The 21459-nt window shown below is 63.5% G+C and carries 21 protein-coding genes; 11 read left to right on the top strand and 10 right to left on the bottom strand.

Annotation, left to right across the window (positions count from 1 at the left end; all coding sequences use genetic code 11):
* Positions 1-6: 6 nt before the first annotated feature.
* Together C7440_RS07265 and C7440_RS07260 are read left to right on the top strand one after the other, a co-directional pair.
* Positions 7-2382 carry a molybdopterin-dependent oxidoreductase gene (locus C7440_RS07265; protein WP_017522602.1) on the top strand — a complete coding sequence of 792 codons (2376 nt, stop codon included), beginning with the start codon at positions 7-9 and terminating at the stop codon, positions 2380-2382.
* A gap of 162 nt (positions 2383-2544) precedes the next feature.
* Positions 2545-2763 (top strand): hypothetical protein, encoded by a 219-nt coding sequence (locus C7440_RS07260; protein WP_040547996.1) that lies wholly within the window; start codon positions 2545-2547, stop codon positions 2761-2763.
* A 107-nt stretch (positions 2764-2870) separates the two neighbouring features.
* Here C7440_RS07260 and purT read toward each other — a convergent pair whose 3' ends face one another.
* The gene (gene purT, locus C7440_RS07255; protein ID WP_116518009.1) at positions 2871-4085 is read right to left on the bottom strand and encodes a formate-dependent phosphoribosylglycinamide formyltransferase; all 1215 of its coding nucleotides are present in this window, start codon (positions 4083-4085) and stop codon (positions 2871-2873) included.
* 239 nt (positions 4086-4324) lie between these two features.
* Between purT and C7440_RS07250 the strand changes: the two genes are divergently transcribed.
* The 8 genes from C7440_RS07250 (at position 4325) to C7440_RS07215 (ending at position 11987) form a co-directional block, all read left to right on the top strand.
* Entirely contained in the window at positions 4325-4630 is a 306-nt protein-coding gene (locus C7440_RS07250; protein ID WP_017522599.1) for a hypothetical protein, read from the top strand.
* A gap of 283 nt (positions 4631-4913) precedes the next feature.
* A complete protein-coding gene (locus C7440_RS07245) occupies positions 4914-6206 on the top strand; it encodes an imelysin family protein (protein WP_116518008.1) in 1293 nt (430 codons plus the stop codon).
* 7 nt (positions 6207-6213) lie between these two features.
* Positions 6214-7761: a di-heme oxidoreductase family protein gene (locus C7440_RS07240; RefSeq protein ID WP_116518007.1), complete on the top strand. Its 1548-nt coding sequence runs from the start codon at positions 6214-6216 to the stop codon at positions 7759-7761.
* Between the two features lie 9 nt (positions 7762-7770).
* The gene (locus tag C7440_RS07235; protein WP_116518006.1) at positions 7771-8853 is read left to right on the top strand and encodes an imelysin family protein; all 1083 of its coding nucleotides are present in this window, start codon (positions 7771-7773) and stop codon (positions 8851-8853) included.
* Positions 8834-9985 carry a DUF1513 domain-containing protein gene (locus C7440_RS07230; RefSeq protein ID WP_165832492.1) on the top strand — a complete coding sequence of 384 codons (1152 nt, stop codon included), beginning with the start codon at positions 8834-8836 and terminating at the stop codon, positions 9983-9985. The genes C7440_RS07235 and C7440_RS07230 overlap by 20 nt, the downstream gene beginning before the upstream one ends.
* Positions 9986-10071: 86 nt before the next feature.
* Positions 10072-10278, top strand: coding sequence for a dodecin (locus C7440_RS07225; protein ID WP_017525282.1), 207 nt, complete (start codon positions 10072-10074; stop codon positions 10276-10278).
* A gap of 12 nt (positions 10279-10290) precedes the next feature.
* Positions 10291-10935, top strand: a complete 645-nt coding sequence (locus tag C7440_RS07220) for a class I SAM-dependent methyltransferase (RefSeq protein ID WP_116518004.1) — start codon at positions 10291-10293, stop codon at positions 10933-10935.
* 296 nt (positions 10936-11231) lie between these two features.
* Positions 11232-11987, top strand: coding sequence for a TorF family putative porin (locus C7440_RS07215; protein WP_116518003.1), 756 nt, complete (start codon positions 11232-11234; stop codon positions 11985-11987).
* A gap of 62 nt (positions 11988-12049) precedes the next feature.
* Here the strand turns inward: C7440_RS07215 and epsC are convergent, their stop codons facing one another.
* Together epsC and C7440_RS07205 are read right to left on the bottom strand one after the other, a co-directional pair.
* Complete coding sequence (epsC, locus tag C7440_RS07210) at positions 12050-12973, bottom strand: serine O-acetyltransferase EpsC (RefSeq protein ID WP_116518002.1); 924 nt, start codon at positions 12971-12973, stop codon at positions 12050-12052.
* 83 nt (positions 12974-13056) lie between these two features.
* Positions 13057-14712 carry a methyl-accepting chemotaxis protein gene (locus C7440_RS07205; protein ID WP_116518001.1) on the bottom strand — a complete coding sequence of 552 codons (1656 nt, stop codon included), beginning with the start codon at positions 14710-14712 and terminating at the stop codon, positions 13057-13059.
* Between the two features lie 110 nt (positions 14713-14822).
* Here C7440_RS07205 and C7440_RS07200 point away from each other — a divergent pair, with 110 nt between their 5' ends.
* Entirely contained in the window at positions 14823-15419 is a 597-nt protein-coding gene (locus C7440_RS07200) for a copper chaperone PCu(A)C (protein WP_116518000.1), read from the top strand.
* 108 nt (positions 15420-15527) lie between these two features.
* On the opposite strand, the gene C7440_RS07195 is transcribed toward C7440_RS07200, so the two are convergent.
* The 7 genes from C7440_RS07195 to tolQ form a co-directional block, all read right to left on the bottom strand.
* Complete coding sequence (locus C7440_RS07195; protein ID WP_116517999.1) at positions 15528-16346, bottom strand: alpha/beta fold hydrolase; 819 nt, start codon at positions 16344-16346, stop codon at positions 15528-15530.
* A gap of 105 nt (positions 16347-16451) precedes the next feature.
* Positions 16452-17138 (bottom strand): tol-pal system protein YbgF, encoded by a 687-nt coding sequence (gene ybgF / locus C7440_RS07190; RefSeq protein WP_116517998.1) that lies wholly within the window; start codon positions 17136-17138, stop codon positions 16452-16454.
* A gap of 109 nt (positions 17139-17247) precedes the next feature.
* Positions 17248-17748 carry a peptidoglycan-associated lipoprotein Pal gene (gene pal, locus C7440_RS07185; protein WP_017525290.1) on the bottom strand — a complete coding sequence of 167 codons (501 nt, stop codon included), beginning with the start codon at positions 17746-17748 and terminating at the stop codon, positions 17248-17250.
* A 33-nt stretch (positions 17749-17781) separates the two neighbouring features.
* Positions 17782-19092 (bottom strand): Tol-Pal system beta propeller repeat protein TolB, encoded by a 1311-nt coding sequence (gene tolB / locus C7440_RS07180; protein WP_116517997.1) that lies wholly within the window; start codon positions 19090-19092, stop codon positions 17782-17784.
* A 13-nt stretch (positions 19093-19105) separates the two neighbouring features.
* Complete coding sequence (gene tolA / locus C7440_RS07175; RefSeq protein WP_116517996.1) at positions 19106-20332, bottom strand: cell envelope integrity protein TolA; 1227 nt, start codon at positions 20330-20332, stop codon at positions 19106-19108.
* A complete protein-coding gene (tolR, locus tag C7440_RS07170) occupies positions 20329-20778 on the bottom strand; it encodes a protein TolR (RefSeq protein ID WP_017525293.1) in 450 nt (149 codons plus the stop codon). The genes tolA and tolR overlap by 4 nt, the downstream gene beginning before the upstream one ends.
* Positions 20778-21458 carry a protein TolQ gene (tolQ, locus tag C7440_RS07165; protein ID WP_017525294.1) on the bottom strand — a complete coding sequence of 227 codons (681 nt, stop codon included), beginning with the start codon at positions 21456-21458 and terminating at the stop codon, positions 20778-20780. The genes tolR and tolQ overlap by 1 nt, the downstream gene beginning before the upstream one ends.
* Position 21459 lies beyond the last annotated feature (1 nt).

Below are 21459 nucleotides of genomic sequence, written 5' to 3'. Positions count from 1 at the left end.
AGCAGCATGTTGCATCTGCGAACCGAAACAAAACAGATGTTGGAGATTGTCGTGCCGTCAACCAAGATAATTCAAACGGCCTCGCATTGGGGCGTGTATGGGGTAGAGATCACTGAGGCGGGCGACATCGTCGGCGTGCATCCGTTCAGCGAAGACCCGTCCCCGACTCCACTCATGCGCAGTCTGCCGGATATGGTGCGCAGCCCTCTCCGTATTGATCAGCCCTACGTGCGCAAAGGTTATTTGCGAAAACGAGGGCAGTCCCGATCAGAGCGTGGTGCCGATCAGTTTGTGCCGGTCGGCTGGGATGAGGCGTTGTCGCTGATCGTCGACGGGCTAGAACAGATCAAAGGCGAACATGGCAATGAAGCCATATATGGCGGTTCGTATGGCTGGGCCAGTGCCGGCCGTTTTCACCATTCACCGAGTGTACTCAAGCGATTTCTTGGCTTGTACGGCGGGTATGTTGATAAGCGGGGAAATCATAGTTTTGGCGCCGCAATGGCCATCATGCCTTACGTGATCGGCGACGCCGGCATTACCGATATGGTAGTGCCCTGGTCCTCGATCGTCGAGAGCAGCGGTCTGGTTGTGATGTTCGGCGGCGCGGCCACCAAGAACATGCAGATCGAGGCGGGGGGGGCGGCGCTGCACGAGAACCCGGATTGGATCGACCGCGCGGCTGCCAAGGGTGTACGCTTCGTCAACATCAGCCCTACCCGGAGCGATGTCGCGCAAAAGCTCGCTGCGGAATGGCTGCCGATCCGCCCTAATACGGACACTGCCATGATGCTTGGCCTTGCTCATGTACTGGTCGAGCGTGGTTTGCATAATCGCGAGTTTCTGGCCAAGTATTGCGAAGGCTATGCCGTGTTCGAACGCTATTTGCTTGGCCAGGACGATGGTACGCCCAAGAACGCAGAGTGGGCGGCTTCCATAGTGGGGATCAGCGCGCAGAAAATCGAAGACCTGGCGTTGGAGATGGTGCGCACCCGCACTTTGATCACCACGTCTTGGTCAATACAGCGTGCCCAGCATGGTGAGCAGCCGATATGGATGACGGCGGTGCTTGCGGCGATGCTGGGCCAGATCGGGTTGCCCGGAGGAGGGTTCAGCATAGGGTTCGGCGCGGTCAGCGGCAACACCGTCAGCCGGCCCGATCGCATTCCGCGTCCGACGCTGCCGCTCGGGGCCAACCCCGTCAAGGCCTTCATTCCCGTGGGACGAGTCGCAGACCTGTTGCTCAACCCCGGAGGCAAGCTGGAATACAACGGCGGGGTCATTGATTTTCCAGATATACGCATGATCTATTCGGTGGGCGGCAATCCTTTCCACCACAATATGAACCTGAACCGCTTCGTCCAGGCGTGGCGGCGTCCGGAGATGGTGGTGGTACACGAACCGTGGTGGAACCCGCCATCTAAGTACGCCGACATCGTCTTGCCCGCCACCACTACAATGGAGCGCAACGACATCCTGGCAGCAGACCTGCAGCGTCACTACGTGGCCATGCGCAAGGTCATTGATCCCGTGGGTGGTGCGCGCAACGATTTCGACGTGTTCGCGGAGCTGTCGGACAGACTGGGTTTCGGCGCGGCATACACTGAGGGGCGTGATGAAATGGGATGGCTGCGCCATATGTATAACGGCGCACTTGAGAAGGCGGTTGAGCTCGGGTATGGGCCGCCGTCGTTCGACGAGTTCTGGGAGATGGGCCATTACGAGTTTCCCATGCTGCGGGAGCCCAATTTGTTTCTTGCTGATTTCCGTCGGGATCCGGTGGCGAACCGGCTGCCGACGCCATCCGGAAAGATTGAGATTTTCTCGGAGCGAATAGCAAGTTATGGCTACGATGATTGCCCGCCCCATCCCCGCTGGATTGAGCCGGTGGAGTGGTTGGGTGGGCCATTGGCCAAGCGCTTTCCGCTACATCTGTTGTCGAATCAGCCGAGCGTGCGACTGCATAGCCAGATGAATGCAGGTGTATTGAGTCGCGAAGCCGAGCGAGGAGGGCGCGAGCCGGTATTCCTGTCTGTATCAGATGCGACACGGCGCGGCATCAATGAGGGGGATTGCGTGCGGGTGTTCAATGAACGTGGAGGGTTCCTGGCCACGGTGGTTATAGTCTCGGGTTTGGCGCCCGGCGTGGTACAGATTGCGACCGGAGCGTGGTACGATCCGGAAGATCCGGCGGTCACGCCTTCACTCGAGAAGCACGGTAATCCCAATGTCGTGACGCTGGATCTGGGCAGTTCGCGCTTGTCGCAGGCACCCATGGCCCAAACTGTGCTGGTCGAAGTAGAGCGCTATGACCGGCCGCCGCAGGTGTCGGCGTTCAATTTACCCGACATCGATCGTCGTCCCGTTGGCAGCACGCATTGATATGGTGCGGGGCGCCGCATCCATGTATAAGCGCATCCGTTGGTGCTACACTCGGTGGCACTTGGCCAGGCCCGTCGCACAGGGTGCGCCGGCCGGCTCAAGGCCGGCATGTCGCCGGCGCAGCGCGGGCTTTCACGCACAACAATCAAAAAGGGGGCATTCATGCTTTATGTTTACAATGTTCTCGCGGCCATACTCATCGGCACCGCCATCGGCGCGGTGCTTGGGCAGCGCAACAGTCTTGCACGCATTACCTGTCTCATCGCCGTGGTCCTGGGCGTCGTTTCTCTTTTCGTCCCGTCTTGGATACCCCTGGCAGTCGGCCTGGTGGTGTTCCTGATAGGCCAGGGCATGCAGCGCGACGCGTCGGCGCGGGCCTGACAACTGGCCGCAGCCCCCGGTCGATTCCTCCGGGGGCCCGTGCACACTAAAAGGGTAGTCGCATTGGCGCTTGAACCGCAAGGTCCAGGCGCCAATTTCATGCTGGTTTACGACTGGATGTCGGCCTGCCTGACCTTGACGCAGTCAGCCACGCGGCGTGCGCGGCCTCGCGCGGCATCGGTGGTTTCGTCGTAGGCCACGGCCACGCCCATGCGCCGCTTCACGAAGCTTTCGGGCTTGCCGAACAGGCGCAGCTCGGATTGAGGAATGCGCAGTGCCGCGTCGACGCCGTCGAAGACCACACCTTGCGCGTCGACGCCGCCATATATGACGGCGCTGGCGCCCGGAGCGCGCAAACGGGTGTCCACCGGCAGGCCCAGGATGGCTCGTGCATGCAGTTCGAACTCGCTTTGCCATTGGCTGATCATGGTGACCAGGCCGGTGTCATGAGGACGCGGGCTGACTTCGCTGAACCACACCTGGTCGCCCTTGACGAACAGCTCGACTCCGAACACGCCCAAGCCGCCGAGGTCGTCGGTGACCTTGCGGGCAACTTCCTGGGCATTGCGCAGGGCCAGCTCCGCCATGGGTTGCGGCTGCCAGCTTTCGACATAGTCGCCGGCCTCTTGCCTGTGGCCTATGGGTTCGCAAAAATGCGTGCCGACGGTGCCGTCCTCGTCCCGTGCCCGCACTGTAAGCAGGGTGATCTCGTAATCGAAATCGACGAAGCCTTCGACGATGATGCGGCCGTGGCTGACCCGGCCGCCCGACATGGCGTAGTTCCAGGCGCCTTCGATGTCTTCCTCGCTGTCGATCCGGCTTTGTCCCTTGCCCGAGCTGCTCATGACGGGCTTGACGATGCAGGGATAGCCTATGCCTTCGGCGATGGCCCGGCGCAGCTCTTCGAGCGAGTTGCAGAAGCGATAGGGGCTGGTCGGCAGGCCCAGCGATTCCGCGGCGAGGCGGCGGATGCCTTCGCGGTCCATGGTAAGGCGGGCGGCCCGGGCCGTGGGAATGACGCGGGCCTGGCCGGCCGCCTCGAGCTCTTCGAGCGCGGGCGTGGCGATGGCCTCGATTTCAGGAACGACGAGATGGGGCTTGCATGACTGGATCAGCGCCTTCAACTGCTCGGGGTCGCTCATGTCGATGGTGTGGGCGTGATGCGCAACCTGCTGGCCCGGCGAATCGGCATAGCGGTCGACGGCAATGGTCTCGACGCCCAGGCGCTGCAAGGCGATCAGCACCTCTTTGCCCAGCTCGCCGGAGCCGAGCAACATGACGCGGGTGGCGGAAGGAGAGAGGGGAGTGCCCAGGGTCGTCATACGGCTTCTTCGAGGTGGTTTGGAAAACGGGAATTGTACGACGAAGCCGCAGCGAAGCCCTTGTTTCGGCCCAGGCGAGAGAGAGGAAGGAGAAGGCAAGGTAAGGGGAGGGCGGGGCAAGAGGGGCAAGAGCAGAGCTGGGCAGGGCAAAGGCTGCAATCCGGAGCCTTGAAGTCTTGATCTTCAGATGTTCCGTCTATATAATGATAATTATTCTCATTTCTATGCAGGAGTAGCCCATGTCTTTGCAATGGTCATTGATCCCGCTGTTCCTGCTTTCGTCGGCCATGGTGGCATGGGCGCGCTGGCCCAGAACGGTCTCGCGGCTTGCCTGCTGGACTTTTGCCGGCCTGTTTTTCGGGTTGGGGGTCTTGGGCATGGATGTCGAGGGCGGGCCGCAGGCCGCCTTGGGCGTCGGGGTCTTGTATATGTTGATCGGCTTGCCCCTGGCGTCGGTGACCCTGGCCCTGTCAGGGCTGCGCAGCTGTATTACGCCCGCCGGCCCGGCCCGATTCATGGGGCGGGGGCGGGTCTGGGCCCACTGAAAACAGCGGGTTCCCAACAAAAGCTTAACGCAAGCTTAAAGAATCGCTAATTAATAATTATAATCGTTTAGAATCTAGTGTCCTGTTTAGCTAATTTGCGTACTTATCTTCGGCGCCTGGGCTGGTCATGCGGCGTTGCAAATCCGCGCGATAGCTACGGCTATCGCTGTGGTTTGCGCCTTGCCTGACAAGCCCATGCATCCGGATATAAGCACACAATTAACTAAACAGGACACTAGCCTTTCGAAAACGGCGCCTGTCCGCCAACCAGGAGAGCAGTCTGATGCGTAGCATGTTGTTTGGGGCGTTGCTGGCCCTGTCCTTGGGCTCTGCCCACGCGGCCACCGACAAAACCGCGGTTGTCAAAACCTATGCCGACCTGGCCCAGGCCGAATACCAGGACGCCCTCGAGGCCGCCAAGCGCCTTCAGGGCGCAGTCCAGGCGCTGGTGTCCGCGCCCAGTGCCGAAACCCTGAAGGCCGCGCGCCACGCCTGGATCGATGCCCGGGTGCCGTACCAGCAGACCGAAGCGCTGCGTTTCGGCAATCCAATAGTCGATGCCTGGGAAGGCAGGGTGAACGCCTGGCCGCTCGACGAGGGCATGATCGATTACGTCGATGCCTCATATGGCACCGAATCCGACGCTAACGCGTACTATGTGGTGAACGTCATCGCCAACGACTCCATCAGTGTGGGCGGCAGGGCGGTCGATACCAGCGTCATCGATGCCGAGCTGCTTGGCGAAGTGCTGCACGAAGCCGACGGCAACGAGGCCAACGTGGCCACCGGCTATCACGCCATCGAATTCCTGCTGTGGGGGCAAGATCTTAACGGCACGGGCCCCGCGCCCGCCGATCGCCAGGGCACGCCCCAAGAGCGCCATGCCGGCAATCGCCCGCATACCGATTTCGATGCCGCCCACTGCACCGGCGGCCACTGCCAGCGGCGCGCCACCTACCTTACGGTCGTCACCCAGATGCTTGTCGACGACCTGCAGGAAATGGCCGACAGCTGGAAGGCCGGGGGCGCCGCGCGCGCCGATGTACAGGCCGACCCGCAGCAGGGCCTCATCGCCATGCTTACCGGGCTGGGCAGCCTCTCGTACGGCGAGCTTGCCGGCGAGCGCATGAAGCTGGGCCTGATGCTGCACGACCCCGAAGAAGAGCACGATTGCTTCTCAGACAACACCCATAATTCGCACTATTACAACCAGGTCGGCATGATGAATGTCTACCAGGGGCGCTACAAGCGTGTCGATGGTTCCGTGGTCGAAGGCGCCAGCCTGTCGCAATTGGTGGCTGAAAAAGACGCCGCGCTCGACAAGGAAGTGCTGGCGCGCATGCAAGACACCCATGACGCCATGCTTGCCATGAAGCAGCGCGCCGAGACGGTCGAAACCTACGACCAGATGATCGCCCAGGGCAATGCTGAGGGCAACGCTGTGGTCCAGGCCGCCATTGACGCCCTCATTGCGCAGACGCGCAGCTTCGAGCGGGTCATCGCGGCGCTCGAGCTGGGCCAGATCGAGCTCGAAGGTTCCGACAGCCTCGACAGCCCCGAAGCAGTGTTCCAGTAGGAAAACGATGATTCTTTCGTTCAGAAGGGGCCGTCTCCACGGCCCCTTGTCCATGGCCATCGGCTCGATGCTGGCCGCCGTGGTATCGGCGGCAGCGGCGTCGGGGCCGATTGCGCATCGGGACGACCTTTCCGCCGAAGACCGGGCGCGCGTTGCCGCGATCACGCAGCCGGCCACCGACTTTGCCGTAGCCGAGCCGTTCGAGGTAATGCAGGGTGGCGCAGGTACCGTCAGCAAGCACATCAACGCCGATATCTATTCTCATCCGGCCGCCAACCTCAGCTTCGAGGGGCGGCAAGAGTTCCTGGTGGGCAATGGCCTGTTCCGGAAAGACTGGGTGTCGTCGCCTTCGTCTACTCAGGCTTCCGACGGCCTGGGGCCGCTGTTCAATGCGCGCTCCTGTCAGGCCTGTCACGTGAAGGACGGGCGAGGCACGGTACCGGGCTTCGAACAGTTCGGGCAGCGTGACGCGGTGGCCCTGCTTGCACGCCTGTCGCGCCCTGCAAGCGTCGACGAAGTGCGCGAACGCATCGAGCACGGCGAAATTCCCTGGATGCCCGATCCCGTTTATGGCAATCAGCTGCAGCCCTTTGCCGTGGCGGGCGTGCCCGCCGAAGGCCAGTTGCTGATCGAATACCGCGAGATACCAGTCCGGCTCAATGGCGGAGAAACCGCAGTGCTGATGGAACCGAGCTATGGTGTCCAGAACCTCAATTACGGCCCGCTGCATCCGGACACCACCCTTTCTCCGCGCCTGGCGCCGCCCATGCTGGGCCTGGGCCTGCTCGAGGCCATACACGAAGACGACATTCTGGCCCATGCCGCGCGCGAGAAGCCGGACGGCATATCGGGCAAGCCAAACTGGGTGTGGACCGAAGACGGCAAGCGTGTGCTGGGCCGCTTCAGCTGGAAGGCGGGGCAGCCCGACGTCCGCCACCAGGCATCCACCGCGTTTTCGAACGACATGGGCTTGTCAACCCCCCTGTTTCCTCATCACCATGGCGATTGCACCGAAGCGCAGGCCGATTGCCTGGCCATGCCCCATGGTGCGCAAGAGCACCTGGGCGAACACGAGGTGCCGGCCCGGCTGGCCGATTTCGTCACTTTCTATTCCGAAAATCTGGCCCTGCCGCAGCGCCGCGATGTCGATGATCAGCGCGTTCTGGCGGGCAAGAAACTGTTCTATGAGTCGCAATGCGTTGCCTGCCACGTGCCCAAGTACGTTACGCGGCGCGACGCTGCCCGGCCCGAGCATCGCTTCCAGCTCATCTGGCCGTACACGGATCTGCTGTTGCACGATATGGGCCCGGGCCTGGCCGACGGCCAGGCCGAGGGCGAGGCCAGCGGCAGCGAATGGCGCACCCCGCCGCTATGGGGCATAGGCCTGACCAAAACCGTCAATCCCGACGCCACCTGGCTGCACGATGGGCGGGCGCGCACCTTGCTGGAGGCGATCCTCTGGCACGGCGGCGAGGCACAGGCGGCGCGCGACCGCGTGGTGGCCATGACCCCGGAAGAGCGTGAGAATCTGTTGCGCTTCCTGGAATCTTTGTAGGAAAAACACATGATCAAACAATGGATGGGGGCCGCCGTACTGGCCCTGGCCTGGACCATGCCCGGCATGGCTGTTGCACAAACGGCAGCCGAGTCCGCCTCGGGCCTGGGCGCCCGTTTGGCCCAAGGCTACATCGCACCGGCCATGCAGCAGTTCCATGAAGCGGCAGGCCAGATGGGCAAGGCCTTGCAAAGCGCCTGCGGCGATCCGGCGGCGGGCTCTGACGAGGTGGCGGCTGCGTTCGAGCACCTGGTGGCCGCCTGGTCGGGCATCGAGTTCCTGCGCTTCGGCCCGCTGGTCCAGGCCAACCGCTTCGAAAGCATTTATTTCTGGCCTGACCCGCGCGGCGTCACTACCCGGCAGGTGCAGGGCCTGCTCGCCAAGCCGGCCGGCGAGATTCCGGACGCACAGGGGCTGGCCAAGCACAGTGTCGCGCTGCAGGGTCTGCCCGCCCTCGAGTACGTGCTCTATCGCGACAAGGGCCTGCTGTCGGGCAAGCAAGGCGACGACCAGGCCGCGGCTTGCGCCTATGCGCTGGCGGTGGCCGGCAACCTCGAACGCGTGGGTGGCGAGCTATATGCGCTGTGGAAGGCCGATGGCGAGTTCGCACGGCTGTTTTCCCAGCCCGGCCCCGACAATCCCTTGTATCGCAATGCGCAAGAGGTCGCCGCCGAAGTGGTCAAGGCCTTGTCCACCGGCCTGCAGTTCCAGGTCGACGTCAAGCTCGCACCCTCTCTGGGCGCCGACGCGGGCAAGGCCGCGCCCCGCAAAGCGCCTTTCTGGCGCAGCGATCTCGCACCCGTTTCGCTCCGGGCGGCCGCGCAGGGCATGCTGGCCTTCTACGATGCGGGCGGCTACAGCTTTCCCGGCGCCGAATGGATAGACCAGAACGTGCGGGGCGAACTGCAGAGGGCCGTCGACCAGCTCGAGGGCATGCGGGGCGGAACCGAACAACTTTGGCGCGATGAAGAAAGCCATCGCGGGCTGGTCCTGGTAAGGCTGTTGCTGAACAATGCCAAGAACCTTGTCGACCAGGATGTGGCGCCCGCCCTGGGCGTAAGGATAGGCTTCAATGCACTCGATGGGGATTGACCGGCGCCGTTTCCTGGCCCTGTTGCTGGCGGCGGGCGGCACGTCCCTGGCGACGCCCATACGGGCGCGCGACGGTGGCGCGCCGCTGTACCTGGCGGCCCGCAAGCGGGAAGGGCGCTACGAAGCCGCCGTGTTCGATGCAAGCGGTGCCGATCATCAAGTCGTGCCGCTGCCCGACCGGGGCCATAGTTTCGCCATTGATGCGCGCCGTGGTCGTGCCGTGGCTTTCGGCCGCCAGCCGGGTTTCTTTGCGATCGCCTTCGACCTGCATGGCCGCGATGAACCGCGTGCCCTCGAGCTGGCCGACGAAAGGCATTTCTTCGGGCATGGCGTCTATACGCCCGATGGCAAGCTGCTGTTCGCAACCGAGAACGATTACGAGGCGGGGCGCGGCGTGCTGGGCATCTACGACGCCTCGGACGCGGGCGGCTACAAACGGGTGGGCGAATGCCCCACGGGCGGCATCGGCCCGCACGAGGTCGTGCTCATGCCCGACGGCCGCACGCTTTGCGTGGCCAACGGCGGCATTCTTACCCATCCCGACTACGGCAAGCTCGAACTCAACCTCGACACCATGAGGCCTTCGCTGGCCTATGTCGACGCGCGCAGCGGCCGCCTGCTCGAGCAGGTCTTCCTGCCCCAGGAGCTGTATCGGCTTTCCCTGCGCCACATGGCGCTCGATGCGTCGGGCGCGGTGTGGGTGGGCTGCCAGTACATGGGGCCTGCAGGCGATCGCCCGGCGCTGGTGGCGCGCCACAGGCGGGGCGAAGCAATACGATTGTTTTCGGGGCCGCCCGAAGTGCTGCGCGACATGCGCAACTATGTGGGTTCGGTGGCGGCCGACGCCTCCGGCCGCATCATCGCCACTTCCAGCCCGGTGGGTGGCTGCGTCGTGTTCTGGGACGCCGGCACGGGCGGCTTTCTCAGGCGAGTGGCGCTGGACGACGGCTGCGGGGTGGCGCCGGCGGTATCCGGCGGCTTCCTGCTGAGCAGCGGCCTGGGCGCGATTGCGGGTGTCGGCCTTGAGGCATTTGAATCGAACGGCGGCTCTGCGGCCGGCGCCGCCGGCATGCGCTTCATTCTGCCCGAAGAAGGCGGACGGTCGTGGGACAATCATATGCGCAAGGTCTGAAGCACCGGCCTTTGCCTGCCTTGTGGCGGGCTGCCAAAGGCATTACCATGGTTCAACCCCCAACGACTTCACGCAAGGAGCGAACCATGAGCAATCATGTCTACAAGCAGATCGAACTCACCGGCTCGTCGCCCACCAGCATCGAAGACGCAGTCTCCAATGCCATTGCCAAGGCAAGCGAAACCGTGCGCCACATTCAATGGTTCAATGTCGTCGAAACAAGGGGCCACGTGGTCGACGGCAAGATTGCGCATTGGCAGGTCACCATCAAGGTCGGCTTTACCATGGAGTAGGCCCTCTCCGGCATGACGCAAGTTTTCCGTCCGGCCACCGATGTCACGGCCGCTACGCTACAGGACTACGACAGCAAGGCCGCTGCGTTCCGGGCCGGCACGCAAGAACACGATGTGCGCCAGAATATCGATGCCCTGTTGCGCCACATCCAGGCCCCCGCGCCTTTTCGCATACTCGATTTCGGTTGCGGGCCGGGCCGCGACCTGGCGGCCTTCCTGCAGCTAGGCCATCAGCCGGTGGGCCTTGATGGCTCCAAAGAGTTCGTGGCCATGGCTCGCGAAGCGACGGGGTGCGAGGTCTGGCACCAGGATTTCCTGGCGCTCGATCTGCCTTCGGCGCACTTTGACGGCGTGTTTGCCAATGCTTCGCTGTTTCATGTGCCCAGCGCCGACCTGCCGCGCGTCCTTGCCCAGCTGAATGCCTGCCTGAAGCCATCGGGCGTGCTGTTCAGCTCCAACCCGCGCGGCGCCAATCAAGAGGGCTGGCACGGCGCCCGCTATGGGGTCTATCACGACCTGGAGTCCTGGCGCCGGTTGCTGGGGCAGGCGGGCTTCACAGAGCTTGAACACTACTACCGTCCCCAGGGCCTGCCGCGCGAGCAGCAGCCCTGGCTGGCCAGCGCATGGCGCAAGGCGGCCCAGGCGCACAAGTCCTAGGGCCTGTTAACACTCACAAACTCACAAAGCGTCAGCCGCTGCTTGCAAGCATTCCGGTCCTGCACCAGCACGGGGCGTCCGGCGCCCTGTCATGGGGCTCTTGGGGTCGCCGCCAAGCCCGGGCCATGGCGTGCGGGCAGCCGCTTTCCACAAGCAGACGGGCGATTGAGCCGGGCCTGCGGTACATCCGGCGGCAAGGCATGGGCCGAGCCGCTTTCGCGGGCAGGCAAATTGGCATGCATGTTGCGTATTGAGCAATGGGGCTTCCCATTTCACTCAAACAAGGAGCATGCAAGATGAAAGCCACTTACTCAAAGGTGGTCGCCGCGCTGGGGCTGGCCGCGTGTGTCGCCGGACCTGTCGGCGCCGCCGAGACCGGCGCGTCGGACTTCACGTTCGAGGCCAATGTGTCGCTGGCCAGCCAGTACCGCTATCGCGGCCTGATGCAGACGAACAACAAGCCGGCAGTGCAGGGCGGCTTCGGCCTGACGCATTCCAGCGGCTTCTACGTGGGCAACTGGAACTCCACCATCAGTTGGCTGGGCGACTCGCACCCCGACGTCTCGGCGCCGGTCGAGATGGATTTCTTTGCGGGGTATGCGGGCCCCTTGGGGGGCGACTTCACCATCGACACGGGCGTGCTCCAGTACTTCTATCCCGGCGATTATCCGGGCGGATACACTCGTCCGCATACGACGGAGCTGTTTCTTGGCTTGGGCTACGGCCCGGTCACGTTCAAGTATTCGCACGCGCTCACCAACCTGTTTGGCGTGCCCGACAGCAAGAACAGCCAATACTACGAATTGAACGCCAGCCTGCCCACCGGAGTGTGGGGATTGAACTTCGATGGCCATGTGGGCTACCAGCGCGTGCGAAATCTGGATGACGGTTCGTATGCGGACTGGTCGATCGGCTTCAGCAAGACGTGGGGAGGCTTTACGGCGGCGCTGGCCTATGTCGACACCAATGCCCACCGTGACCTCTACACCAACAGCAGCGGGCGCTTCACCGGGCGAGCCGCGGGCATATTGACTTTGACGCAGTCGTTCTAGCCTAGCCCGGGCTGTGGCGCGCAAAGCGGGTATGCCCGCTTTACGCGTGCAGCGGCTTGCCGTCAGAGACGGGCGGTGGATTCCTGGCGGCTGGGCGTGCAGTCGGCCTGGGTGACGTAGCTGCCGGCCTGAACGTCTTGGGTCAGCCAGACATTGCCGCCGATGACGCAGCCCTTGCCCAGGGTAACCCGTCCCAGGATGGTGGCGCCGGCGTATATGACCACATCGTCTTCGACGATGGGATGTCGCGGCAGCCCCTTTTGCAACGAGCCGTTCTCGTCGGTGGGAAAGCGCTTGGCGCCCAGGGTGACCGCCTGGTAGATGCGCACGCGTTCGCCGATGATGGTGGTTTCGCCGATGACTACGCCGGTGCCGTGATCGATGAAGAAGCTGCCGCCGATCTGGGCGCCGGGGTGGATGTCGATACCCGTCTGGCTGTGGGCCAGTTCGGAAGCTACCCTGGCCAGGAGGGGCAGGCCCTGGCGGTACAGCTGGTGCGCGATCCGATGGTAGATCATGGCTTCCATGCCGGGATAGCACAGCAGCACTTCGTCGACGGTGCGCGCGGCCGGGTCGCCATGGTAGGCGGCCAGGGTGTCGCTGTCGAGCAAGCGGCGTATCTGGGGCAGCGACAGGGCCAGGTTTCGAATTGCCTCGGCCGCCCGGGCTTGCACGGCGACGTCGCCGACATCGTCGTCGTTGCGCGCCAGATAGCGCAGCTCGAGCCGGGCCTGGTCAAGCAGGGAGTGCAGGGCGGATTCAAGCGTGTAGCCCACATAGTAGTCTTCGCTTTCGTGGCGCAGGTCGGTGGGACCCAGGCGCATCGGAAAAAGCGCGCCCTTGAGCTCGTTCATGGCCTGCGCGACAGCTTCGCGTGACGGAAATTCGCGTCCGTCCGGTTCGCGGGGACGCCTTTGCGAATCGCGCCAGTCTTGGCGGATGGCATGAAGAGACTTGACGATGGGATCGATGTCGAAGACGGCCATGGAAACACTACTCGATGGGTGAGGGTGACAGCTTCAAATGTTACCACCCAATCGGCTGTCGTCTACGCGAAGCAGGGCCCCCCTCAGAACTCATCCCATTCCCCGGCGGCTGATGCCGCGGTCAAGCGCGGGGGCGGCGCGAGCGGCGCCGCAGTAGGAGGTGCGTCTTCGACTTGTTGGCCGAGATTGAACACGCCCACGACGTCCACCAACTGCCGGGCTTGGCCACGCAGGCTGTCGGCCGCCGCGGCCGATTGCTCGACCAGTGCGGCATTCTGTTGCGTGACATCGCTTAGCTGGGCGACGGCGTCGTTGATTTGGTTCAGGCCCGAAGTCTGCTCGACCGTCGCCGCGCTGATCTCGCTGATCAGGTCGGTGACGCGCTTGACCTGGGCGACGATGTCCGACATGGCCGCCCCGGCCGCATCGACCATTCTTCCGCCGGCTTCCACTTTCTGGGCGCTATCGTCGATGAGGTGTTTGACGTCCTTGGCGGCCGAGGCGCATTTTTGCGCCAGGCTGCGCACCTCGCTGGCGACGACGGCGAATCCGCGTCCCTGTTCGCCGGCACGGGCCGCTTCGACAGCGGCGTTCAAGGCCAGAATATTGGTCTGGAATGCGATGGTGTCGATGACCCCGACGATGTCCACTACTTTTCGGGACGATGCATTGATCTCGTTCATGGTCGCCACCACTTCGTTCACCACCTCGCCTCCCCTGGTGGCCGAGGCGCTGGCCTGGGCGGCCATGCCCGCCGCCTGCTGGGCGACGTCTGCGTTGTTCTTTACGGTGCTGGAAAGTTCCTCCATGGCGGCGGCGGTCTCGGTGAGGTTGGCCGCCTGCTCTTCGGTGCGCTGAGACAAGTCGGCGTTTCCGACGGCGATCTGGCTGGATCCCGTCGCGATATGGTCGCTGCTGCCGCGCACCGCCGACACGACCTTGCGCAGCGATTCCTGCATCCGGCCCATGGCGGCCACGATGCTGCCGTCCCGGGCCCGGCGGGTATCGATATGGCTGGTGAGATCGCCTTGGGCGATGGCGCCGGCGATGCGGGCGACGTCCCGGGGCTCGCCGCCAAGCTGGCGAGTCAGCCAGCGTGTGATGAGCCAGCCGAGCAGAATGGCCAGCAGCGCGCCGCCCAGTGTCAGGGCGATCAAACTGTACAGTGTTCTGCGGTAGATGTCCCCCATCTCTTTGGCATACTCCTGGGCGATGTTCTGCTTTTCCAGGGTGAGCAGGCTGACCAGGATCTCGGCGGTGTCGCCCAGCGAGCGGATTTCATTGAAGAGCCGTTCGGTGACGACCTCGTGGTCGGGCAGGTCGGCGCGATTCTGCGTTACCAGCGACTTGACTGCCTTTTCATATGCCTCGACGGCGCCTAGAGCATCCTGGACGGCCTTTCGGGTCCGCTCCGTGTCGAACATGCTCTCGAGTTTCTTGAGTTCGAATTTCAGTGAGTCGAAACGCGATTCCATGGCGTAGTATTCGGCCACGTGCACTTCGGCGTCGGGCGCCAGCAGTGTGCTGCGCAGGGCGCGCCCGGCCGCGACGATGTGCAGGTTGGCCTCGGACGCCGACACTACGCCCAGCAGTTCGCGTTCGTACATGCGATCGGCCATCTCGTTCATGCGCTGGGTCGAAAGGATGCCCAGGGCGCCGATGACGGCCGCGATCGCCGCCACGATGAGGAATCCGCCAACAAGCCGAAACCTGACTGTCGTGCCGCTGATCCAACGCATAGTTGCTCCGTTTCATGGTTGTACTTGGAGCTATGGTTAACGGCATGCGGAAGGGACGAATTTAGTTCGAGGTAAACTCAAGGCCAAATCTTCAATCACCTGGAGTGAACATGAATCACGCATCCGCCGCCGCGTTGGCCCTGTTGGGCGCCCTGGCCATGGCTATGCCCGTTGCCAACGCATCCGCCCCGCAGGGGGCCGTCCAGCTTGCCCATGCCCATGCCCACGGCAGCCATGGGCAAGCCCCGGAAGGCCACGCGGCGCATGGCCAGGGTGGTCACGCCATGGCGGCCGCGCCTTCGCCGGAAGCCATTGCCGCCATGCCGGTTTCCACCGCGCTTGCGGTCAGCGACTGCTGGATCCGCCTCGTGCCTGCGCCCGCACCGTCGGCCGGCTATTTCGTGGCGGCAAACAAAGGCGCCCAGGCCGTTACGCTTACTGGCGCCGCCTCGCCACGCTACGCGGCCGTCATGCTGCATCAAACCACGCATGCCGATGGAATGAGCCGCATGTCGCATGTGCATGGCGCCGAAATCCAGGCCGGGCAAAAGCTCGAGTTCAAGCCGGGCGGCTATCACATCATGCTCGAGAAGCCTACGCAGGAAATCAAGGTGGGCGACATAGTGCCCATGCAGTTTCTGCTCGCTTCCGGCGACAAGGCCCAGGCCGATTGCGAAGTGAAGCCGGCCAACACGCTAGCAAAATAGCCCGCCAGCCAACAGCCAACAGCCAACAGCCAACAGCCGAGGCTCCATGCCGCCCGTCGGGCGGCGATGGGGCGGAGCGGGCGGGTTAACCGGGAAGCCGCGGGCCTGTCATGCCTGCGCTTCAAGTACGAAGCGTTCGACGCGCGCATTGAAGGCTCGGGCATTGCCCAGGTTCATGCCGTGCGAGGCTGACGAAATCACGTCGCGCTGGGCTTGCGGCAGAAAAGCCTGCAGAACGTCCATTGAACGCTTGAAGCGGGTCGGACTGTGCTCGCCGCCCAGCAGCAGGACCGGGCACTTCAGCGCCCCGGCGCGCGATGGGTCGAAGGCGATGTCGTGCTCGGCCACCTGCGAGAACAAGGTGCCGGCATTGTCCCGCACCATTTCCTTGAACCAGCCCGTCATGCGCCGCCAGGTGTCGGCGCCGTTGACTGTGTCGATGAAGCCCGCCAGCGCCCCTTCCACGTCGCCCCGGGCCAGGAGGTCGGCCGCTTGCTTTTGAAAGGCCAGGGCAGTGGCGGAGGGCGTGGCCTGCCGTCCCGGGTCGGCAAGGATCAAAGAGGCGATTCTGCTGGGCGCCTGCGCGGCCAGCTCCAGTGCGACGTGCGCACCCCGCGAATGGCCCAGCAGATGAACGGGCCGGCCCACGGTCTCGTCGATGAGCTTGCCCAGGTCGGTCGCGTGCTGCTCTACGGTGAACAAGGGGCTGGCCTGCTCGAAGGCGTGGGGCCAATAGCCCCGCAAGCTGGGCGCGACGACGCGGAAATGGCGGCTTAGCTCTGGAATCTGCCAGCGCCAGTAGCGCAAGTCGCACAATGAGCCATGGACCAGCAGCAATACCTGCCCCTGTCCTGATTCGACGTAGCTGAGCGGATGGCCGGCATCGTCGATGCTTCGAAGGGGCAGACGGGTAAGCGGTTCAAACATGGAAGCACGCCCTTGGATGCGGGCGATTGGCACGAGAGTCGAGAGCAGGCAAGGGCAGGGCGGGGCCGGTTGGCCCTGCACAGCCTACGGCGGATGAAACAGGATTTACTGCAGCAGTTCCAGCCGGCTCTTGGCCGTGTCGGCCGCCGAGCTTTGCGGATAATCGCGCACGATCTGCTGCAAGCTGGTTTTGGCGCCGGCCATGTCGTTGAGTTCGATCTTGCCTGCGGCAACGATTAGCAAGGCGTCGGGGGCGCGGGGGTCGTTGGGCGCGGCCTGGACAAGTTGCTGCAGCTGGGCGATAGAGCCCTTGAAGTCCTTGGTTGCGTACTGGCTGCTGCCCAGGTAGAACCTGGCCTCGGAGGCCAGCTGGCTGTTGGGATAATCGCTCAGGAAGCTGTTCAGCCCCTGCGCGGCTTCTTTGTACTTGCCACTGCGAAACAGCCCCATGGCGTTGTCGAATGCCGCCTGCTCTTGCGGGTTGCTGACCTGGATCGAGCTGCCGCCTGATTGGTCCTGGCTCGAGCGCTTGTTGATGTCGAGCTCGAATCGCATGCGTTCCAGCTGGCCCCGCATCTCGGCCAGCTCGTGCTGCAGGGTTTCGATCTGGTCGGCCAGCAGGAAACGCGCCTGTTGGTTCTGTTCGTGCATTTGCCTTACCTGCTGGCGCAGTTCGAGAATCGCCCGGCGGGCTTCATCGTCGGCGAAGGCGTGGGCGGGCAGCATGAAGAACGTCAGGGCAAGGGTGGCGGCCAAAACCTGGGGTCGGGGCATGGAAACGAATCTGCGCATCGGGAAGCTCCGGCGCCGCGGCAATGCGGCGGACTGACAAGAATATTGGAGTAAACAAAACGCCGCGACGGATGGCCGCCGCGGCGTCGCAGTGACTCAAGACCGTAGATTAACGCTGATAGACGATATCTGCACGCCGGTTTTCAGCGAAATCGGCCTCGGTGTTGCCGTGCGCGCGGGGACGCTCTTTACCGAAGCTGATGGTTTCGATCTGGTCGGTGCGCACGCCCATGAGGGTCATCATGCGGGCGACTGCGTCGGAGCGGCGCTGGCCCAGGGCCAGGTTGTACTCGGCGCCGCCGCGGGCGTCGGTGTTGCCTTCGATGACGACACGCTGCTGGGCGTTGCTGGCCAGATAGGACGAATGCATTTCGACGACGTTGCGATACTGGTCAGGAACCACGTAGCTGTCGAATTCGAAGTACACCGAGCGCTGCTGCGCCAGCGGGCTTTGCGGGTTGAAGGGGTCCATGATCTGGCCGGTTGACGCGCCGCCGCCCGTGCCGGCGCCGCTTCCAGACTGGGATTCGTCGAGAGGCACTGAGCTGCAAGCCGCCAGGGAGGCGGCAAATGCGGCAATGCTGAGGCTTTTTACGATGCGCGATCTCATTTGAGTTCCTTTTAGAAAAGAGTCACGAAAAAACTAGTTGGTAAATGGTCCCCAGGTGGGTTCGCGTACCTTGCCGTCCAAGGTCGACAGAGTCTGACGCACCCGGCCATCGGTAGATACTACGGCCAGCACGCTACGTCCGCCTTGTATGGAACTATAGAGGATTTGCATCCCGTTCGGCGCGAAACTGGGCGACTCGTCATCGGGGCCTTCCGTCAATAATTGTTCGGCCCCGGTGGCCATGTTTTGCAGGCCGATGCGAAATGCGCCATCCCTTCGTGTAACGTACACCAGTTCTTTTGCGTCTGGCGAGAGGGCCGGTGAAATGTTGTAACTGCCGTTGAAGGTGATGCGGCTTGCATTGCCGCCCGAGACCGGAACGCGGTAGATCTGCGGGCTGCCGCTGCGGTCGCTGGTAAAGACCAGGCCGCTGCCGTCGGGCGTGAAGAAGGGCTCGGTGTCGATGAGGGGCGAGCGCATTACGCGGCGCAGCCCGGAACCGTCGGCACTGATGGTGTAGATTTGCGCAATGCCGTCGCGCGACAGGGTGATGGCAAGCTGCTGTCCGTCGGGAGACCAGGCCGGAGCGCTGTTGTTGCCCTTGAAGTTGGCGATGGGAAAGCGTTCGCCCGTGGCCAGGGTCTGGACGTACACGACCGGCTTGCCTGTTTCAAAGCTGACATAGGCAAGCTTGGAGCCATCGGGCGACCAGGCCGGGGAAATGATGGAATGCTTTGAACGCAGCATGACCTGCGGGTTCTGGCCGTCGGCGTCTGCAATTTGTAACTCGTGCGTGTTGTTTTTTTGCACGACATAGGCGAGCCGGGTCGAGAAGACGCCGCGCACACCGGTGATTTTTTCATAGATGCGGTCGGCAATCTGGTGGGCGATGCGGCGCAGTTCTTTTTCGGAGCCGCTGAAGGCGACGCCGTCGAGCTGGTTTTTTTGGATGACGTTGGCCAGGCGATAGCTGATCGTGTACTGGCCGCCGGCCTGCGTGATGGAACCATAGGCTATGTAGTCGGCGCCCCGGCTGTGCCAGTTTTCGTGGTCGACCGTGCTTTCGGCGTCAAGCGTTGTGCCGGTGGCATTGATAAGGCGGAACTGGCCCGAGCGGGTAAGGTCTGCCCTGATGACCTCGCTGATGAGCTGGCCCTTGGGGTCGCCGGAAAAGTCGGCGATGGCGATGGGGTATTGCGTGGCGCCCACGCCGGAGATGTCGACGCGAAGCTGGGCCTTGGCGGTGCCGGCGGCGAACATGCCCAGCACGAGCATCAGCAGGCCGAACAGGCATGCTTGCCATGTGCGATGCATGGCGGTGGGGGCGGGAATGACGGTGGTCATGTCGGCTTATCTCCTATTGGTCATACATCAGGTAGTTTCCGTCGACATACGAAGGATACTTGCCCGTTGGCGGTTTGGGGAAGGGATTGCAGCCCCGTATACCCGACTCGACGGCCCGGTCAAACGCGGGTATGCCGGAAGAGCGCAATATGCGGACTCCGGTCACATGTCCACTGCTGTCCAGATTGGCCCTATATTGTACTGTCGGGTTCGAGCCGCTGCGGGGCGGGGTGGGGTAGACGACGCCATCCCGAATGCACTTGCGCACCAGGGCGGCGTAGCCCGAGTCGGTGCCTCCGCCGCCCGACTGATTGCGGTCGGCGGTGCCGCCGGCAATGCCCGAGGCGCCCAGGGCGTCGCCCCGCATTGCCGCGCGTATGGCGTCACGCTTGGCCTGTTCTTCCTTGGCTTTTTTCTCGGCGGCGGCTTTCTTGGCGGCGGCCGCTTTTTCCGCGGCGGCTTTCTTTTCGGCTTCGGCTTTCTCGGCAGCCGCTTTTTCTGCGGCGGCCTTCTCTTCCGCGGCTTTCTTCTCAGCGGCCTTTTTCTCGGCCGCTGCTTTTTCTGCGGCAGCTTTCTCAGCCGCCGCCTTTTCGGCTGCGGCTTTTTCCTCGGCGGCTTTTTTCTCTGCGGCGGCCTTTTCTTCGGCGGCTTTCTTTTCAGCGGCCTTTTTCTCGGCTGCGGCTTTCTCTGCCGCTGCCTTTTCAGCCGCGGCCTTCTCGGCAGCAGCCTTCTCGGCGGCCGCTTTTTCTTCGGCCGCCTTCTGTTCGGCCAGCCGGCGCTCTTCCTCTTCGCGTTTCTTTTTCTCTTCGCGGGCCTTCTCGAGGGCAATATCCGGGTCGACCTCGGGCGGAGGGGGAGGTTCGGCCTGCGGCGCGGGTTCAGGCTCTGGCTGAGGTTCTGGTTCGGGCTCCGGCTGCGGGGCAGGTTGGGGCTCGGGCTCGGCAGGCTGTTCCGCCTGCGGTTCAGGCTGCTCTACGCTGTCGGGCTCTGTTTCGGGTTCGGCGGCGGCCAGCGTATTGCCGTCGGCCCAGAGCTCGATCTGCACCGGGTTGGGATTGCTGGGCGAGGCCGTGAGGAAACCGACCAGCATGACGGCCGCGATCGCCGCGTGCGCTGCCAGCGCATAAGCCAGCCCGCGACGCTCGTCTTCTTGTTCGGGCGTGCGTGCGGCTTGCTGGGCCGAGCGATGGGAGGGTTTCCCTGAACCGGCCCCGGGCTTCGGACGGAAGGGCTGGGTCATCGTTTTTGGTCGTCGGGGGCGGCGCTTTGATCCACCAGCAGGCCCAGCCGCGTAATGCCGTTGGAGCGCAGTTGGTCCATGGCCTTCATGACTGTCTCGTAGGGAACCTTGCCATCGGCGGCAAGCACCACCGGCGTCTCAGGCGTGATGCGGGACTGGATTTCGCCGACGAGCTGCTCGGGTGCGATTTTCTGGAACTCTTCGCCGGCGCGCCGTGTACGCACGGACATCGAGCCGTCTTCTTCGATCTGGACTTCGACGGGTTCGACAGGAACCTCGCTGGCCTGGCCGACCGTGGGCAGATCGATGAGCCCTGGCGTGATCATGGGCGCGGTGACCATGAAAATGACCAGCAGCACCAGCATGACGTCGATATAGGGAACGACGTTGATCTCGTTTTGCAGGCGGCGGCCGGAGCGGCGGGAAGATCCACGTATGGAGGGCATCAGCGTACCTGGCGTTGCAAGATGTTCAGGAATTCATCGATGAAGCTGTCGAAGCGGATGGACAGCCGGTCGATTTCGTTCGTGTAGCGGTTGTAGGCTACCACGGCCGGAATGGCGGCAAACAGGCCGATGGCCGTTGCGATGAGCGCCTCGGCGATGCCGGGCGCCACGGCGGCCAGCGTGGCCTGCTGCATGCTGGATAGACCGATGAAAGCGTGCATGATTCCCCACACCGTTCCCAACAGGCCGATATAGGGGCTGACCGAACCCGCCGAGGCAAGGAAGTTCAGATGGGATTCAAGGCTGTCCATTTCGCGCTGATAAGTGGCCCGCATGGCACGGCGGGGGCCGTCGAGCATGGCTTCGCCCGAGCCGGTCGCGCTGCGGCGCGCCTTCAGGAACTCGGTCATGCCCGCGTCGAAGATACGGGCCAGGGCGCCGTGCTCGGCGCGGCGCCCCGCAATGGACTGCTGCAGCACGGTCAGGTCGCCGCCGGCCCAGAAGTCGTCTTCAAAACGGCGGGTCTGGGTCTGGGCGCGCCTGAGCGCTGCGCGCTTGGCGAAGATGTATGTCCATGAAAGAACGGAGATGGCCACCAGAATCAGCATCACCAGCTGTACGGGGAAGCTGGCGTCCATCAGTAAGGAGAGCAGCGAGATATCGCTGGTGGGGGCTTGCATG

Source organism: Pusillimonas noertemannii (assembly GCF_003096595.1).
In the GTDB taxonomy this organism is placed as follows: Bacteria; Pseudomonadota; Gammaproteobacteria; order Burkholderiales; family Burkholderiaceae_B; genus Pusillimonas; species Pusillimonas noertemannii.
The sequence above is the reverse complement of the archived record's forward strand: the minus strand, read 5'-3'. Positions and strand labels throughout refer to the sequence as shown.

Excerpts from the sequence above, each read along its gene's own strand:
- C7440_RS07265 (WP_017522602.1), top strand. The coding sequence starts at position 7 with ATGTTGCATCTGCGAACCGAAACAAAACAGATGTTGGAGATTGTCGTG.
- C7440_RS07260 (WP_040547996.1), top strand. The coding sequence starts at position 2,545 with ATGCTTTATGTTTACAATGTTCTCGCGGCCATACTCATCGGCACCGCC.
- purT (WP_116518009.1), bottom strand. The coding sequence starts at position 4,085 with ATGACGACCCTGGGCACTCCCCTCTCTCCTTCCGCCACCCGCGTCATG.
- C7440_RS07250 (WP_017522599.1), top strand. The coding sequence starts at position 4,325 with ATGTCTTTGCAATGGTCATTGATCCCGCTGTTCCTGCTTTCGTCGGCC.
- C7440_RS07245 (WP_116518008.1), top strand. The coding sequence starts at position 4,914 with ATGCGTAGCATGTTGTTTGGGGCGTTGCTGGCCCTGTCCTTGGGCTCT.
- C7440_RS07240 (WP_116518007.1), top strand. The coding sequence starts at position 6,214 with ATGATTCTTTCGTTCAGAAGGGGCCGTCTCCACGGCCCCTTGTCCATG.
- C7440_RS07235 (WP_116518006.1), top strand. The coding sequence starts at position 7,771 with ATGATCAAACAATGGATGGGGGCCGCCGTACTGGCCCTGGCCTGGACC.
- C7440_RS07230 (WP_165832492.1), top strand. The coding sequence starts at position 8,834 with ATGCACTCGATGGGGATTGACCGGCGCCGTTTCCTGGCCCTGTTGCTG.
- C7440_RS07225 (WP_017525282.1), top strand. The coding sequence starts at position 10,072 with ATGAGCAATCATGTCTACAAGCAGATCGAACTCACCGGCTCGTCGCCC.
- C7440_RS07220 (WP_116518004.1), top strand. The coding sequence starts at position 10,291 with ATGACGCAAGTTTTCCGTCCGGCCACCGATGTCACGGCCGCTACGCTA.
- C7440_RS07215 (WP_116518003.1), top strand. The coding sequence starts at position 11,232 with ATGAAAGCCACTTACTCAAAGGTGGTCGCCGCGCTGGGGCTGGCCGCG.
- epsC (WP_116518002.1), bottom strand. The coding sequence starts at position 12,973 with ATGGCCGTCTTCGACATCGATCCCATCGTCAAGTCTCTTCATGCCATC.
- C7440_RS07205 (WP_116518001.1), bottom strand. The coding sequence starts at position 14,712 with ATGCGTTGGATCAGCGGCACGACAGTCAGGTTTCGGCTTGTTGGCGGA.
- C7440_RS07200 (WP_116518000.1), top strand. The coding sequence starts at position 14,823 with ATGAATCACGCATCCGCCGCCGCGTTGGCCCTGTTGGGCGCCCTGGCC.
- C7440_RS07195 (WP_116517999.1), bottom strand. The coding sequence starts at position 16,346 with ATGTTTGAACCGCTTACCCGTCTGCCCCTTCGAAGCATCGACGATGCC.
- ybgF (WP_116517998.1), bottom strand. The coding sequence starts at position 17,138 with ATGCGCAGATTCGTTTCCATGCCCCGACCCCAGGTTTTGGCCGCCACC.
- pal (WP_017525290.1), bottom strand. The coding sequence starts at position 17,748 with ATGAGATCGCGCATCGTAAAAAGCCTCAGCATTGCCGCATTTGCCGCC.
- tolB (WP_116517997.1), bottom strand. The coding sequence starts at position 19,092 with ATGACCACCGTCATTCCCGCCCCCACCGCCATGCATCGCACATGGCAA.
- tolA (WP_116517996.1), bottom strand. The coding sequence starts at position 20,332 with ATGACCCAGCCCTTCCGTCCGAAGCCCGGGGCCGGTTCAGGGAAACCC.
- tolR (WP_017525293.1), bottom strand. The coding sequence starts at position 20,778 with ATGCCCTCCATACGTGGATCTTCCCGCCGCTCCGGCCGCCGCCTGCAA.
- tolQ (WP_017525294.1), bottom strand. The coding sequence starts at position 21,458 with ATGCAAGCCCCCACCAGCGATATCTCGCTGCTCTCCTTACTGATGGAC.